The sequence below is a fragment of the Paenibacillus terreus genome, from assembly GCF_042138595.1.
GTDB lineage: Bacteria > Bacillota > Bacilli > Paenibacillales > Paenibacillaceae > Paenibacillus > Paenibacillus terreus.
On sequence record NZ_JBHIRX010000002.1, the window covers coordinates 385,480 to 400,403 of the forward strand.

The 14,924-nt window shown below is 55.7% G+C and carries 14 protein-coding genes; 9 read left to right on the forward strand and 5 right to left on the reverse strand.

Features of this window, described 5'->3' with window-relative positions; all coding sequences use genetic code 11:
- The first annotated feature begins 22 nt into the window (after positions 1-22).
- The 7 genes from ACE5KN_RS06000 to ACE5KN_RS06030 are packed head-to-tail and all read left to right on the forward strand — an operon-like array spanning position 23 to position 6,913.
- Complete coding sequence (locus ACE5KN_RS06000; RefSeq protein WP_375524603.1) at positions 23-991, forward strand: ABC transporter substrate-binding protein; 969 nt, start codon at positions 23-25, stop codon at positions 989-991.
- Positions 988-2,034, forward strand: a complete 1,047-nt coding sequence (locus ACE5KN_RS06005) for a FecCD family ABC transporter permease (protein WP_375524454.1) — start codon at positions 988-990, stop codon at positions 2,032-2,034. Before ACE5KN_RS06000 ends, ACE5KN_RS06005 begins: the two co-directional genes overlap by 4 nt.
- Entirely contained in the window at positions 2,034-2,822 is a 789-nt protein-coding gene (locus tag ACE5KN_RS06010; RefSeq protein ID WP_375524455.1) for an ABC transporter ATP-binding protein, read from the forward strand. The genes ACE5KN_RS06005 and ACE5KN_RS06010 overlap by 1 nt, the downstream gene beginning before the upstream one ends.
- Positions 2,823-2,874: 52 nt before the next feature.
- Complete coding sequence (gene cobT, locus ACE5KN_RS06015; RefSeq protein WP_375524456.1) at positions 2,875-3,945, forward strand: nicotinate-nucleotide--dimethylbenzimidazole phosphoribosyltransferase; 1,071 nt, start codon at positions 2,875-2,877, stop codon at positions 3,943-3,945.
- Complete coding sequence (cobU, locus tag ACE5KN_RS06020) at positions 3,942-4,493, forward strand: bifunctional adenosylcobinamide kinase/adenosylcobinamide-phosphate guanylyltransferase (protein WP_375524457.1); 552 nt, start codon at positions 3,942-3,944, stop codon at positions 4,491-4,493. The genes cobT and cobU overlap by 4 nt, the downstream gene beginning before the upstream one ends.
- Positions 4,490-5,284, forward strand: a complete 795-nt coding sequence (cobS, locus tag ACE5KN_RS06025; protein ID WP_375524458.1) for an adenosylcobinamide-GDP ribazoletransferase — start codon at positions 4,490-4,492, stop codon at positions 5,282-5,284. The genes cobU and cobS overlap by 4 nt, the downstream gene beginning before the upstream one ends.
- A 57-nt stretch (positions 5,285-5,341) precedes the next feature.
- Positions 5,342-6,913, forward strand: a complete 1,572-nt coding sequence (locus tag ACE5KN_RS06030) for a cobyric acid synthase (protein ID WP_375524459.1) — start codon at positions 5,342-5,344, stop codon at positions 6,911-6,913.
- A gap of 179 nt (positions 6,914-7,092) precedes the next feature.
- Here ACE5KN_RS06030 and ACE5KN_RS06035 read toward each other — a convergent pair whose 3' ends face one another.
- The gene (locus tag ACE5KN_RS06035) at positions 7,093-8,784 is read right to left on the reverse strand and encodes a methyl-accepting chemotaxis protein (protein ID WP_375524460.1); all 1,692 of its coding nucleotides are present in this window, start codon (positions 8,782-8,784) and stop codon (positions 7,093-7,095) included.
- A gap of 490 nt (positions 8,785-9,274) precedes the next feature.
- Between ACE5KN_RS06035 and ACE5KN_RS06040 the strand changes: the two genes are divergently transcribed.
- Positions 9,275-10,672 carry an L-cystine transporter gene (locus tag ACE5KN_RS06040; protein WP_375524461.1) on the forward strand — a complete coding sequence of 466 codons (1,398 nt, stop codon included), beginning with the start codon at positions 9,275-9,277 and terminating at the stop codon, positions 10,670-10,672.
- Positions 10,673-10,771: 99 nt separating this feature from the next.
- Here the strand turns inward: ACE5KN_RS06040 and ACE5KN_RS06045 are convergent, their stop codons facing one another.
- Both ACE5KN_RS06045 and ACE5KN_RS06050 read right to left on the reverse strand, forming a co-directional pair.
- Complete coding sequence (locus ACE5KN_RS06045; protein ID WP_375524462.1) at positions 10,772-11,860, reverse strand: M24 family metallopeptidase; 1,089 nt, start codon at positions 11,858-11,860, stop codon at positions 10,772-10,774.
- A gap of 162 nt (positions 11,861-12,022) precedes the next feature.
- Positions 12,023-12,754, reverse strand: coding sequence for an MBL fold metallo-hydrolase (locus ACE5KN_RS06050; RefSeq protein WP_375524463.1), 732 nt, complete (start codon positions 12,752-12,754; stop codon positions 12,023-12,025).
- A 248-nt stretch (positions 12,755-13,002) separates the two neighbouring features.
- On the opposite strand from ACE5KN_RS06050, the gene ACE5KN_RS06055 reads away from it, so the two are divergent.
- Complete coding sequence (locus ACE5KN_RS06055; RefSeq protein ID WP_375524464.1) at positions 13,003-13,509, forward strand: GNAT family N-acetyltransferase; 507 nt, start codon at positions 13,003-13,005, stop codon at positions 13,507-13,509.
- Positions 13,510-13,682: 173 nt separating this feature from the next.
- Here the strand turns inward: ACE5KN_RS06055 and ACE5KN_RS06060 are convergent, their stop codons facing one another.
- Positions 13,683-14,108, reverse strand: a complete 426-nt coding sequence (locus ACE5KN_RS06060; RefSeq protein ID WP_375524604.1) for a threonine/serine exporter family protein — start codon at positions 14,106-14,108, stop codon at positions 13,683-13,685.
- Positions 14,108-14,884 carry a threonine/serine exporter family protein gene (locus ACE5KN_RS06065; protein WP_375524465.1) on the reverse strand — a complete coding sequence of 259 codons (777 nt, stop codon included), beginning with the start codon at positions 14,882-14,884 and terminating at the stop codon, positions 14,108-14,110. The genes ACE5KN_RS06060 and ACE5KN_RS06065 overlap by 1 nt, the downstream gene beginning before the upstream one ends.
- Positions 14,885-14,924 lie beyond the last annotated feature (40 nt).

The window sequence follows — 14,924 nt, forward strand, 5'->3', positions numbered from 1 at the left end:
GACCAGATCAATAAAGAATTGGATGACTGTGCTGCTGGCGCTGCTGCTGACCGTGGCGCTTGCTGCATGCGGCAATAAAGGGGCAGGCAATGGGGCTGCAGACGGCAGCGCTGCTTCTCCACAGCAGACGGCGCCGGCGGAAGAGGCGGGAGCTACGGTATATCCGCTGACCGTCAAGGATGCGACCGGACAGGAGTTTACTTTTGAGAAGGCTCCGGAAAAGGTGATTTCCGTATCCCCTGCCGAGACGGAGGCGCTGTTCGCTCTTGGATTGGACAAGGAGATCGTCGGTGTATCGGATTATGACGATTACCCGGCAGCGGCTACATCCAAGCCGAAGATGGGCGGCATTACAAAGCCGAATGAAGAGGCCATTATCGCTGCCCAGCCTGACATTGTTTTTACAGGCATCTCGATGAGTGAAGAGGCCGTCAACAAGCTGCGCGAGCTGGGCATTACCATCTTCAAGACCGATCCGAAGACGGTAGAGGACGTCATGAATAACATCACCCTGTATGGCAAAATTATGGACCGCCAGAAAGAAGCGAAGGCAATTACCGATAAAATGAAGGCCGATATCGCCGAGGTGCAGCAAGGTATTAAAAATATCGGCGAGGATCAGAGACTGCGGGTTTATGTTGAATTTTCGCCAGGCTGGACAGTGGGCAAAGGTGAGTTTATGGATGAGCTGATTACGCTGGCAGGGGGAGAGAACATCGCTTCCGACACGGAGGGATGGAACCAGATCAGCGAGGAAAAGGTCATTGCGGCGAACCCGGATGTTATCCTGTATGGCAAAAGCGTGGTGGATGAGAATGGACAGACCCTGGAGCAGATCATTAAAGGACGTGACGGCTGGGGCCACATCAATGCCATCCGCAACAACCGCGTGTTCGGTCTGGACGACAACCTGCTCAGCCGTCCGGGGCCGCGTGTGACGGAGGGGCTCAAGGAAGTGGCCAAAGCCATCTATCCGGAAATTTTTAAATGAACCGCAAGCTTGCCGCTTACGGGCTGGCCGGATTCATTCTGTTGATTCTGACGGTGCTGATCTGCCTGGGTATCGGCTCGGTTCGACTGCCTGTCCAGCAGATCGCGGGCATTCTGATGCACCGCCTTCCGTGGGCCGGGACGTATATTACGCCGTTCTGGGATGCTCCGGCCGAGCAAATTATTGTTAACGTGCGCCTGCCGCGCGTTCTGCTTGGCATGCTGACGGGTGCCGCGCTTGCGCTTGCAGGCGCGGCCTTCCAGGGCGTGCTGCGCAACCCGCTGGCCGATCCTTTTACCCTTGGTGTATCGTCGGGCGCGTCGGTCGGAGCGGCTTTTTTAATCTACTGGGGACTTCAGTATTCGTTTTTCGGCCTCTGGACCCTGCCGCTGGTGGCCTTCACTACTGGAATCCTTACATTATACTTTGTGATCCTGCTGGCAGGAGAAAATGGAAAAATCCCCACGCAAAGCCTGATCCTTTCCGGTGTGGTCATGCAGTCTTTTCTGGGAGCGGTAGTTTCTTTGCTGACCGCCATGTCCAAGGAGACCATCAATGAAATCCTGTATTGGACGATGGGCAGCCTCAGCCTGAAGGGCTGGGCGTATCCGGGCATTATTCTTCCTTACGTCATTTTTGGGCTGGTGTTCCTGTGCAGCAAAGCCCGTGTACTGAACATGCTGGCATTGGGAGAAAGGCAGGCCGCCTATATGGGAGTAAATGTGGACAGGACGAAGCTGTGGGTGCTGATTGCGGCGACTTTTCTGACGGCAGCGTCGGTATCCGTCTGCGGGGTGATCGGTTTTGTGGGGCTCGTTGTGCCGCATATGATCCGCCTGCTGACCGGACCGGACTACCGGCTGATTATTCCGCTGTCCGCGCTGGGAGGCGCCATCTTCATGGTATGGGCGGATACGGCCGCACGCACGCTGCTGGCGCCAACGGAAATTCCGCTCGGGGTCGTTACGGCATTTGTGGGGGCTCCGTTCTTCGCTTACCTGCTGCAGCGCAACAAGAAGCAGCGGAAAGGAGAGCTGTCGTGATGAGCACATACTTCCGGGCAGTCGACATTTCAGGGGTCCATAAAACCTTTGGCCGGGTACAGGCGCTATCCGATATCAACTGGGGCGCTGCCGCCGGAGAGTGGTGGGGGATCGTCGGCCCGAACGGAAGCGGCAAATCAACCTTGATCCGGCTGCTGTCCGGGGTGGACAAGCCTGATGCTGGAATCGTTCACATTCAAGGCCGGGACGCGGCTGCCTACAGACGCAAGGAGCTGTCGCGTATTGTCGCCGTGCTGCAGCAAGAGGGAGTGCCACCGGTCGGGTATACGGTTAGGGATGTGGTGGAAATGGGCAGATACCCTCATCTGGATTGGGCCGGCAGAGATGCTGACGCGGATATCGTTGAACACGTGCTGGATCAGCTTGGCCTTGCGCCCTTGGCCGAACGGAGGCTGGACGAGCTGAGCGGGGGACAGCGGCAGCGGGTGGCGCTCGCCAAGGTGATGGCCCAGGAGCCGCAGATTCTACTGCTGGATGAGCCTACGACGTACCTCGATCTTCATTATCAGCTCCAGTTCATGGAGCTGCTGGCCGAGTGGCGGGCGAAGGCGGGCATTACCATCATTGCCGTTCTGCATGATCTGAATCTGGCGGCTCAATTCTGCGATTCATTGCTTGTGCTGAAGAATGGCCGGATCGAGGGATCGGGAACGGCTGGGGAAATGCTCACGGAGGGCAATATTCGCCGCTGGTTCGGAGTGGACAGCCATATCATGCCCCATCCCGACAGCGCGGTTCCGCAGTTGATGCTGAAAAGAAGGGAATAGGGGCACAGGAACGGTCCTGTTCCTAAATACATTAAGGTTAGGAAGTGGAAGGATGAATGAAGCTCTGAAGCGGCTTGTCCAAAGCATAGCTTTGCCTGATGAGGAAGCCAAGCGGCTGGCCGCGCAGCATTTGGACCAATTGACGAAACCGCCGGGTAGCCTTGGGAAGCTCGAAAGCCTGGTTATTCAGGCGGCAGGCATCACCGGCCAGCCAAAGCCGGATTTGACCCGGAAGGCCGTGGTGGTCATGGCAGCCGACCATGGGGTATGTGAGGAAGGCGTCAGCGCTTATCCTGCCGAGGTGACCCCGCAGATGCTGCTGAACATGCTGGCTGGCGGCGCCGCCGTCAATGTGTTTGCCCGCCAGGCGGGGGCGGAAGTGGTCTGTGTCGATATGGGCGTAAATGCGGATATCAGCCATCCGGATTTGCTGAACCGCAAGCTTAGAAAAGGCACCGCCAACATGGCCAAGGGCCCGGCCATGACGCGTGAGGAGGCGGAGCAGGCCATTCTGACGGGAGCGGCCGTGGCCGAAGAGGCTTGCGCACGGGGAGTACAGCTATTTGTAACCGGCGAGCTGGGCATCGGGAATACGACGGCCAGCACAGCCGTTGCCAGCGCGTTAACCGGACTGGAGCCCTCGCTTCTGACAGGACGGGGTACAGGAGTGGACAATGAGGGACTGAGCCGCAAAACGGCTGCTGTACAGCAGGCGCTGGCCGTCAATCAGCCTGACAGGGAAGACGCCGTCGACGTGCTGACGAAGGTAGGCGGATTGGAGATTGCGGGCATGGCGGGCCTCATTCTCGGCGCCGCGGCCCGGCGCTGCCCCGTCGTCCTGGACGGGTTCATTTCCGGCGCGGCAGCGCTTGCGGCCAGCCGCTTGTGCCCGGCCAGCCTGAATTATATGATGGCTTCGCATGTCTCCGATGAGAAAGGGCATACTCTGCTGCTGGAAGTGCTTGGACTGGAACCAATGCTCAGGCTGGACATGCGTCTCGGAGAGGGCACGGGCGGCGTTCTGGCCCTGCCGCTGATTGATTCGGCCTGTGCGGTCATGCGCGAGATGGCGACGTTTGCCAGCGCGGGTGTTTCGGACGGAACGGGAGTGCCGAGCACATGAAGTCACTGATCACAGGCGGGGCGCGCAGCGGCAAAAGCGGCTTTGCCGAGCGGCTCTGCATGTCACGCGCCGACGCGGCTGTGTACGTGGCAACGGCGCAGGCCTTCGACGACGAGATGAAGGAGCGGATCGCTCTTCACCGCAGCCAGCGTGCAGCCGCTGCCTATCCTTGGCAGACGCTGGAGGAGCCGCTGGATCTCCCTGGCCTGCTGGACAGGCTTGGAGACAGCGGCGAGCCGTCTGCAGTGCTGGTGGACTGCCTTACCTTATGGCTGTCCAATGTTCTGCTCGCCGCCGGGGACGAAGGGGAGACTTATGCACGTGAAGCGGTCGAACGCCTGACTGAGGCGGCGGCGTCCTATCCCGGCGAGCTGATTCTCGTCACCAACGAGGTCGGCAGCGGCATCGTGCCCGAGTATCCGCTGGGGCGGCTGTACCGTGATCTAAGCGGGATCATGAATCAGCGGATTGCGGGTGTGTGCGGGGAAGTATTTCTCGTCACCGCAGGTGTCGCCGTTGAATTAAAGCGGCTGGAGTATCGGCTGTGAAGCGGGGGCTTGAGGCAGCGGCAGCAGCGTTCCAGTTCCTGTCGCGCTTCCCGGTCAAATCCGGAGGCGACTTCTCGCCTGAACTGCTGCAGCGAAGCACCGTCTATTACCCGCTTGTCGGTCTCGCCATTGCGGCTGTTGTTTGGCCGGCAGCATATGTATCCGCCTTGTTTTTGCCACCCTTCCCGGCAGCCGTCCTGATTCTGATGCTTTGGGTTTGGCTGACCGGGGGGCTGCATCTTGACGGATGGATGGACTCGGCGGACGCGCTCCTTAGTTACCGTTCCCGTGAGCGAATGCTGGAGATTATGAAGGACAGCAGGGTGGGAGCGATGGGTGTGATCGCCTGTGTCCTGCTCCTGCTGCTGAAGGTTTCTCTCATCTATACAGTTATGGATGAAGGACTCTGGTCCACCGTCTTGCTGCTGCCCTTGATCTGGAGCCGCTGGTTTATGGTGGCTGCACTGACCGGGTGGCCCAAAGCTCGTCAGGGGGAGGGACTGGCCGGGCAGTTTCACACACTCAAGGGACGAGAGGTTCGCCTTGCTGCCCTCTTAGCCGCCTTGCTGACCGTGCTGCTTGCGCTTCTGAACCCTGACGTCCTCATGTCTTCGTTCATGGCTGCCTTCCTTGTGATTCCGGTGCTGTCGTGGATCATTGGCAAATGGACAGCGCAGCGGATCAGTCGGCGGCTTGGCGGATTAACGGGCGACGTATATGGTGCGCTGAATGAGCTTCTGGAGGCCCTGCTGCTGCTTGCGGTGGTACTGCTGCACAGGCTGCTATTCTAAAGGAACAGGCCACAGCTTAATTTCCAATTTGGATTCATGATGAAGGGGGGACCTGTAATGGCCGAAAAGAAGACGGCAGGACAGCAGACTGCTGCTATCCTGATGCTGCAGGGTACTGCCTCGGATGTCGGCAAGAGTGTGGTCACTGCGGCTCTATGCCGGATTTTCAAGCAGGATGGATACCGGCCCGCCCCGTTTAAATCGCAAAATATGGCGCTCAATTCCTATGTCACGGCTGATGGAAAGGAGATTGGGCGCGCGCAGGGAGTTCAGGCGGAAGCCAGCGGGATCGAGGCAACCACCGACATGAATCCGATTCTAATCAAACCGGTCAGGGATATGCATTCGCAAATTGTGGTGCACGGGGTGCCTTATGCCCATATGAGCGCGGCCGATTACCGGAACCGTTTTCTGCCGGAAGCCAGGCAGACTGTAATGGAGGCGCTGGACCGGCTGCGCAGCCAGTACGATATCGTAGTGATGGAAGGCGCGGGCAGTCCGGCCGAAATCAATCTGAAGCAGCGGGACATCGTCAACATGAACCTGGCCGGCTGGGCGGACGCCCCTGTGCTGCTGGTGGCTGATATCGATCGCGGCGGGGTTTTCGCTTCGCTTGTGGGAACGATAGAGCTGCTGGAGCCGCATGAGGTGAAGCGGGTCAAGGGTTTTATCATCAACAAGTTCAGAGGCGATTTGTCGCTGCTGCAGCCTGGACTGGATTGGCTGGAGGAGCGGACGGGCATCCCGGTGCTCGGTGTCTTGCCTTATATCCCTGATATCAGGATTGAGGCAGAGGATTCGGTCGTGCTGGATAAGCTGCCCAAGTCGCGCGTACAGGGAAAGGAACTGGATATTGCGGTGATTCGCTATCCGCGGATTTCAAATTTTACGGATGTGGACACATTGGCTGAGGAGCCGGATGTAAGTGTACGGTTTATTACGGAGCCGGGACAGCTTGGCGTTCCCGATGCCATTATTCTTCCGGGGACGAAGGATACGATAGGCGATCTCGAAGTATTGAAGACTCAGGGAATTCACGAGGATATCCGGCTTGCCATGAAGAAGGGCTGCAGCCAGCTTGTCGGCATTTGCGGTGGCTATCAGATGCTTGGAAAACAGCTGCTGGACCCGGATGCGGTGGAAGCGGGACAGCCGCAGGAGGCTGAGGGGCTGGGCTGGCTGCCGCTGATGACGACGTTTCTGAAGGAAAAACAGACCGTCAGAGTCAGCGGCAGCCTTGCACAAGCCAATCCTCTGCCGCTCGCTGGCCGGACAGAAGCGATCCCAGTGTCGGGTTATGAGATACATATGGGAGTTACGGAACGGATGGAGGGCCAGGAGGGTCTGTTGCCGCTGTTCAGCGTAAGCAGAGGGGACAACGCTCCATTTGAAGAGGGCAGTGCCACAGCGGATGGCAGAGTATGGGGTACCTATCTGCACGGTGTATTTGATAATGACCGGCTGCGCCGCTCCTGGCTGGACGGCATCCGGCTGAGCAAGGGACTGTCCCCGTTGGGACAAACCTTTGACGCGCGAGACATGAAAGAGCGCGAATTCGACCGGGTTGCCGATCTGGTCCGCGCTCATGTGGATATGAAAAGGGTATACAGCATCATGGGGCTAACGTAAAAAGGGACTGCCCAGTAGAGAAAATTAAGGACAGTAGGCAGCAGCTTTGAATTACGAAAAGAACCATTTCGGATTTAAAAGAAAAGAGCGAGTATCGTGGTCTAATTCCACAATACTCGCTCTTTCTCATATACACAACATCCCCAAGAAATGCCCCAGATCGCCCAATATTGCGAAATCTACAGCTTGAACTTGAGCACAGCCTTCTGCAGAGCAGATGCTTCTTCGTTCAGCTTGCGTACCGTAAGTGTGTGGTCATCCATCTCAGCGAGCTGGTTTTCCGCGCTGCGCCCGATCTCCTGCAGCATTTCCTGCGCTCTGGCCGTAATCTGGGCCGTTTCCTCAACGGACGCGCTGACCTCTTCGGAGCCTGCGGATACCTCCTCGGTTGCGGCGGATACGGCCTGAATGGTCAGATTGACATTCTGGATCAGATCCATCAGCTCGTTGAAGGCCGCACCGGCACGTTGAACCAATTCGGTCCCGGATACAATTTCGGTATTCACCCGGTTCATGGAATCGACGGACTTTTGCGAGTCCTCGCGAAGCGTGAGCAGGTAATCGGAAATTTGCTGTGTGGCGGTTTTCGACTGGTCCGCCAGCTTGCGCACCTCTCCTGCCACCACGGCGAAGCCCCGTCCATGCTCTCCGGCCCGTGCGGCTTCTATGGAAGCGTTCAGCGACAGCATCTGGATCTGCTTCGTGATCTCAAAGATGGAGGACACGACCTCGCCGATTGCTTCCGAGCGCTCATTCATCGTTCTTACATATTTTAGGGATTGTTCAGCGGTTTCCCCGACAAGATTCATCTGCGAAACCGCGTTCTGGGCCAGCGTATTTCCGCCCACCGCTTCATCGGCGGCTCTGCTAATCTGGTCCGACACCTCGCCGGACGATGCGGCGATATGCTGAATCCCCTGTGTAATCTCTTCCATCGCGCGCGCATTCTCGGAGGCTGCGGTGGCAATCGTTACGCTGCCCTTTGCCACCTCCTCGGCGGAACGGGCAGACTGCTGTGTGGTGCCGCTGATGGTATCCACCCGGCGCAGCAGCTCATGAGAGCCCTCGACAACGGCGTTCGAGGTGGATAATACTTGTCCGATCATTTCTTTCAGATTGCCGGTCATCTTCCGGAAGCTTCCGGCCAACTGAGCGATTTCGTCCTGCCCGCGAATTTGCAAATCACGGGACAGATCTCCTGCGGCGATCTGCTCGCTATGCTTCAGCAGTTCGGCAAGCGGACGGGTGATTTTACGGACGGTCAGCGTGGACACAACCCAGCCGGCTGCAATGACCCCAACTGTAATCAACAAACAAATCCAGAAGATTTGGTTGGTTTTCTGTTCAATAAAACCTACATCTGTGTTCACGGCCACAATCAAATTGCTTCCCGGAATCGAATAAAAGGCTGTCTTATGTACCCCGTACTGATCCTTGTACACGCCGCTTATTTGTCTCTCCTGGTTGTCTATGGCCTGCTGCATTTCATTCATGAAAGGCAGCTTGTCCCCGATCTGGTAAGTCGATTCGGTGTTGCGGGCGACCACGGCCACCTCCTGATCCGTAACGGTTGCAAGGTACGCCGATTCCAGCTTGAGGCTGCTTACCTTGTCCTGAAGATAGGATTCCACCGTCATGACGGCCCCGGCTCCGCTCTGGCGGGTTTGAAGAGCCTGCGAGGCGTTCAATTTGTTGTACAGCTCCTGGGCGCCGGTCTCAAGGGATTGAACGGACTGTGGAACGACATAGCTGTTGATGATACTCATGGATACGGCATAAAAACTGATGCTGAATAGCAGCGAAGCAGCCAGCAGGATAGCTATATTCAGCAGCTTCAGCTTGGCTGCGATAGAGCGGTTAAAGCGCAGCATAGGTGCTCTCCTTTCGTATTTCTCTCGGGCTGTTCAGCCCTTTCTATTCCCGTTTCCGTCATGATTGCGACGGATGCACCGCCTTGCGTATGCAGCTGCCTCGGCGCTTCACGACAAATAAAGGCCTTTCCCTTGCTGAGTGAAAAAACGGACAGAACATCAAGAGGAAATCTATGAGCGTTGTCGTCGTTTCAGAAGATAGGGGAATGAGGGGCGGCAAGCATCCGTGCCACTTTAGAACTAGGATAGTCCTATTTTACAAAATTAACCGAAGGTTGAATAGTAAAAATTAACTAGAATCAAAAATAAAATATGAATCAAAAGTATTGTATAACATATATATCACATGAATTAAAATAAATCATACCTGTTTAATAAGGAATTGTGATATAGTATTCAATGCGGCCAATTATCCAGGAAAATGAAAGCCCGGAGGTTAATCAGGGAATAGCTTTCGGGAGAAATAATACAAAGGGAGAGGGGAACTTCTGTGGATACATTTCTGGTTATTTTGAATGTGATAGTCTTGCTGGCTCTGCTGGGCATTTTGTACTGGATGCAGAAAAAGCATATTTCGTTTACGAAAAGAGTATTTACCGGTCTGGGTTTCGGACTTGTATATGGGGTTATTTTGCAGCTTGCATATGGCGCAGACTCGGAGACGCTGGCCAAGTCGGTGGATTGGTTCAATCTGGTGGGCAACGGGTACGTCAAGCTGCTGCAGATGATCGTTATTCCGCTGATCATGGTGTCCATCATATCGGCCATCATGAATCTGAAGGGTAAACAGAATCTGGGGAAAATGAGCTTCTCCATTATTGCAGTGCTGCTGATTACGACCGCCATTGCCGCATCGGTCAGTATCGCAACAAGCCTGGCTTTCGATCTGAAGGCCATCGAGATTACAGCGGGTGATGCGGAGCAGCAGCGCGGTGCCGCGCTGGAAGAACGAGTAGGCGAGGTACAGGATTTGACCATTCCGCAGCAGGTGCTGTCATTCATCCCATCCAATCCGTTTGAGGATATGACTGGAGCACGCAGCACATCTACGCTGGCTGTTGTTATTTTCTCGGCATTTGTGGGCGTCGCCGTGCTGGGACTGGATCGTAAGAAGCCTGAGCAGGCCAATACCTTCCGCAACATGATTGAGGCGGTTTACGGGGTGGTCATGCGAATTGTCACGATCGTGCTGCGTCTGACGCCATATGGTATTCTTGCTTTGATTACGAAAGTAGTGTCGACCACCAACCCGGATGAAATATTAAAGCTGATCAAATTCGTGCTGGCTTCCTATGTAGCGCTCCTGATCATGTTTGTCATTCACCTTGTGCTGATCACACTGTTCGGGTTCAATCCGGCAACTTATGTCCGGAAAGTGCTGCCTACCCTGGTGTTTGCGTTCACCTCCCGTTCCAGCGCGGCTACCATTCCGCTGAATGTGGAGACACAGACCCGCAAGCTTGGGATATCCGAGGGCATTGCGAACCTGTCTGCGAGCTTTGGCGCGACCATCGGCCAGAACGGCTGCGCAGGCATTTATCCGGCTATGCTGGCTGTTATGATTGCACCGACTGTCGGGATTGATCCGACAAGCTGGAGCTTTATTCTTACCCTGATCGCCGTCGTTGTCATCAGCTCGTTCGGCGTGGCAGGTGTGGGCGGCGGCGCAACCTTCGCTTCCCTGATCGTGCTGTCCACACTGAACATGCCGGTGGCACTGGCAGGGCTGCTGATTTCAGTCGAGCCGCTCATCGATATGGGCCGGACTGCGCTGAATGTCAATGATTCGATTACGTCAGGCTTAATCTCCAGTAAAATTTTGAAGGAGAATAATCAGGATGTATACAATGACCGCGGACCGGATCTGGATGCGGCGGCAACATCTTAAGCTGTAATATAACGCTGCGGCTGTTTAGAGAAAAAGGGACTGCTCCCCGTCATCGTTGATGACTTGCGGGAGCAGTCCTTTTTTTAATCCGGATTCGGATTATGCGAGAATTCTAAGCTCTTTGGGGAACGAGGTCAGCACTTCAACGCCGTCTGCAGTAACCAGCACGTCGTCTTCAATGCGGACACCGCCTTTGCCTGCAATATAAATGCCTGGTTCAACGGTGAAGACCATGCCCTCCACCAGCGGATCTTGATTGGCGCCGTGCAGGGAAGGGTATTCGTGAATGCCCAGGCCGAGGCCGTGGCCAACGCGGTGATTGAATGCCGGACCGTACCCGGCTGCCTCTACGACGGCCCGTGCAGCTTGATCTACGGAAGCGCAGGTAACGCCCGGACGAGCTGCCGCAATTCCGGCCAGGTTCGCCTGAAGCACAGTATTATAGATTTGTTCAAGCTCGGGGGATATGCTGCCAAAAGCGAATGTTCTGGTAATATCGGATGCGTAGCCGCCGGCATATACGCCCATGTCGATCATGAGCAGATCTCCGGGGGCCAGCTTTTTCGTACCAGGTTCCCCATGTGGCATGGCCGTCTTGGCGCCGAACAGCACTGTTGTATCAAACGATGGCCCGTCTGCGCCCAGCTTCTTCATCCGGTATTCAAGCTCTGCCACCAGCTCCACCTCGGTCATGCCCTCCCGGACGTGGGTCAGCCCGTCACGCAGCACTTCCTCCACCAGATGCACGGCATGCTTCAGCCGCTGTACTTCATCGGCCGATTTTCTAACCCGCATCTCACGTAGCACCGGACCGAGATCTTCGTAGCGGCCTGCGCCAACCGCCGCGGCAAGCGCTTCATAGCGCGCAACGGACACATGCTCCTTTTCAATAGCGAACGAATCGATGCTGCCGCCGATGAATCCTTTGAGAAGCTCATAGGGATTATCCGTGTCGGTATGGGTAACAATGCGGCTGACGGAAGAACTCTCCCGGGCTTTCTCTTCATCAAGCGCAGGCACGATTAGAATAGGCTCCTCCCCGTTTAAGAGCAGAAGTCCAAGAAATCTTTCATGCGGCTCGCTGGCGAAGCCGGTCAAATAGTAGACATGGGTGGGGTCGGTAACCAGCAGGCCTTTCCATCCGTTGTTAGTCAGCGCATTAGATAACACATTTATTTTATCAGCCATAAGAACTCTCCCTTTCAAAATTCAGAATCTATGTATGTTCATACTGTTCGCAGAAGGCACCCGTCCGGGAACGTAAGCAACATGCGCATTCACAAAAGCGGGCACCGGAACCGGAGCTTCACGCCAAAACTACGGAAGCCCAGGTCCGTCGAAATACGAGGCTTAAGCCCGTATTCCGCTCAGTGTGCTGATTCGCTCCGAAATGCCGTCGGATTTGTACAACCCGCCGTGATAACAAACGATCTGCCCGATGTCCAGATCCACCAGCCTGTCAAGGCTGGCAAGGGCCTGAGCCATGTCTGGTGTTACGTGCTCAGCAGGGCCCAACAGTTCGGAGTTGACTACCCGCATCGCGTCCCCTGCCAGCAGCAGCCTGTCTCCGGGAACATAAATGGAGATATGGCCTGGTGTATGCCCGGGAGTGTGAATGATCTGAATGCCGCCACCATAAGGGAGGGTCTCGCCGTCCTCAAGGACGTGGGCAAAGCGGAAGTCCGGCAACCTGCGCAGGAAGGCATCCGTCTCTTCTCTCATTACTCCTTCCATCTGCGAAATTCGTTCAGGCGACAGCTTCAGGAAAGGCTTGTCGCCGGTAATATAGGGAATATCGGCTTCATGTGCCAGAAAAGCCGTGTCGGGCAGCAGGTCTGCGATAGCCCCCATATTGCCGATATGATCGATATCCTGATGGGTAATGATGACCCGCTTGATACTGTTGAAATCTTCTCCGGCCGCTGCAACCGCGTCCCGCAGACGATCAAATTGGGTGATCATGCCGGTATCGACCAGAGTCAGTCCATCATCGTCCTTGAGCAGTGCGGGATGGATCGTGCTTGGCCCGAAAGCAGAATCAAACGGGACTTCCAGAATTTTAACTTTAGTGCTAATTTGCATAAGGCACCTCCATGGCGGTTTTCCAACACCGGTTCAGTCTGCCGCTGCACGAAGCTTAAACGGCGTGTACAGCATTCGTTCTATATATTATAAATCTGTCCGGAGCTCATATGCAAAACAACGCTGTCTCAGGTATTGTCTGACATAAGCGTAAAACAGATGACGGTTCCGCGGGGTCTCCTGTACAATAGGCGTATATACCGGATTGTTTATTTGGGGCATTTTCAGGCATTTGGGAGGAACTTGACATGGAACAGCAGTACATCATTGATTTTGCCCGATTGGAGGATTTGCCTGCGATCGTTGCTATCTATAACTCTACCATTCCCGGCCGGATGGTGACGGCGGACCTGGAGCCGGTAACCGTAGAGAGCCGCAAGCCCTGGTTTGAGGAGCATAATCCGGAGAGGCGGCCGCTGTGGGTCATGCGCAGCGGAGAGGATATTGCCGGCTGGGCAAGCCTACAGTCCTTCTACGGAAGACCGGCCTATAACGGCACGGTGGAGATCAGCATTTATGTGAACGAAACCTTCCGGGGAGCGGGGGTCGGCAGCAGGCTGGTACAGCATGCGCTGCAGGAATGCCCGCGACTGGGCGTGCAGACGGTGCTGGGATTTGTGTTCGGCCATAATGAGCCAAGCCTGGGACTGCTGCGCAAATTCGGATTTGAACAGTGGGGGCTATACCCGCGTATAGCCGTGCTGGACGGAATTGAACGCGATCTTGTCATCGTGGGCAAACGCGTTGAAGACTGAATGTGTAAGAAAAGTGAGAGGTATGCAGATAGTAGCGGAGAGGAGAAGCGATTCCGGAAAAGCAGCAGTGTTCGCCTTTGTCCCCGAATTTCTTCCGCCAAGAAAGTTCATTGGAAATTTGGGGACAGTAGCGATGGAAGGAATGCTTCGTTCGTGGAGTGTCTCTCAGGTATTCAGAACTTCTTGACCCGCTTCAGCATCTGGTTGAATACTTCGGAGGCAATAAGACCGACAGCAATGGAGCCGGAGATCATGAGCGCCTGTGCGGCAAGCTCGATGGCTCCGGCATATTCATGTTCCACAAAGCTGCGCATGGCGTCATAGGCGATGCCACCGGGCACGAGCGGAATCATGCCTGCCACGCTGAAGATGATGACGGGCATTTTATACCATCTTGCAAAGGCCTGGCTCAATACTCCGATCACCAGAGTGGCGGCAAACGTGGCCAGCAGGGTGTCCCAGCGGCCGACGGTGCAAAAATAGACCAGCCATCCCAGCATGCCGACAAATCCGCAATGAACCAGCGACTTGCGCGGTGCATGGAACAGTATGCCGAACGCGGCGGAAGCGATAAAGCTGGTGGCGAGCTGTTCAAGTATCATAATATTCCTCCGCTCCCCCAGATGGAAAAAATCAAAGCGACCCCGGCCCCGATGGCAAAGGAGGTAAGAAAGGCGTCAGCCCCTTTGGACAGGCCTGATACGAGGTGGCCTGCCATCAGGTCCCGTATGGCGTTGGTGATCAGCAGTCCGGGCACCAGCGGCATGACAGAGCCGATGACAATGGTATCAAGCTGGTGTCCGATTCCCGCTGTAACGAACAGCGAGGCGGCCAGTCCGACCAGGAAGGCGGCGGAAAATTCGGCGAAAAACTTCACCTGAACGAGCCGATGAAAATATTGGACTGCCGCAAAGCCGATGCCACCGCAGATAAAGGCTGCGGGGAAGTCGGCCCATATCCCCCGGAACATGATCATGAAGCATCCGCTGGCTGCAGCGGCCGCGAAGAGCTGCAGCCAAACGGAGTATGCCTGGGGGCTGCACTCCACCTGCCTGAGCTGTGCGACAGCCTGAACGGGGGACAGTTCGCCTGCACTGATCCGGCGCGATATGTTGTTCACCTCAACCACCTTGTGGAGATCCGTTGTCCGCTCTATGATGCGGATCAGCTTGGCCGGTTCCGTACCGTCCATGGAAAAGATGATCCCCGTCGGAGTGACGTAGCTATGTGAGTGAAGGACGCCGTAAGCGGCGGCAATGCGCGACATGGTGTCTTCCACTCTGTAGGTTTCCGCTCCGCTCTGCAGCATGACTTTTCCGGCGAGCAGGCACACCTCTATGATGTCATAACTGGAATATTGCAATTTGTTGTTCATATGAATCTCACTTTCACTGGTTACGGCTTGCAGCAGCCGT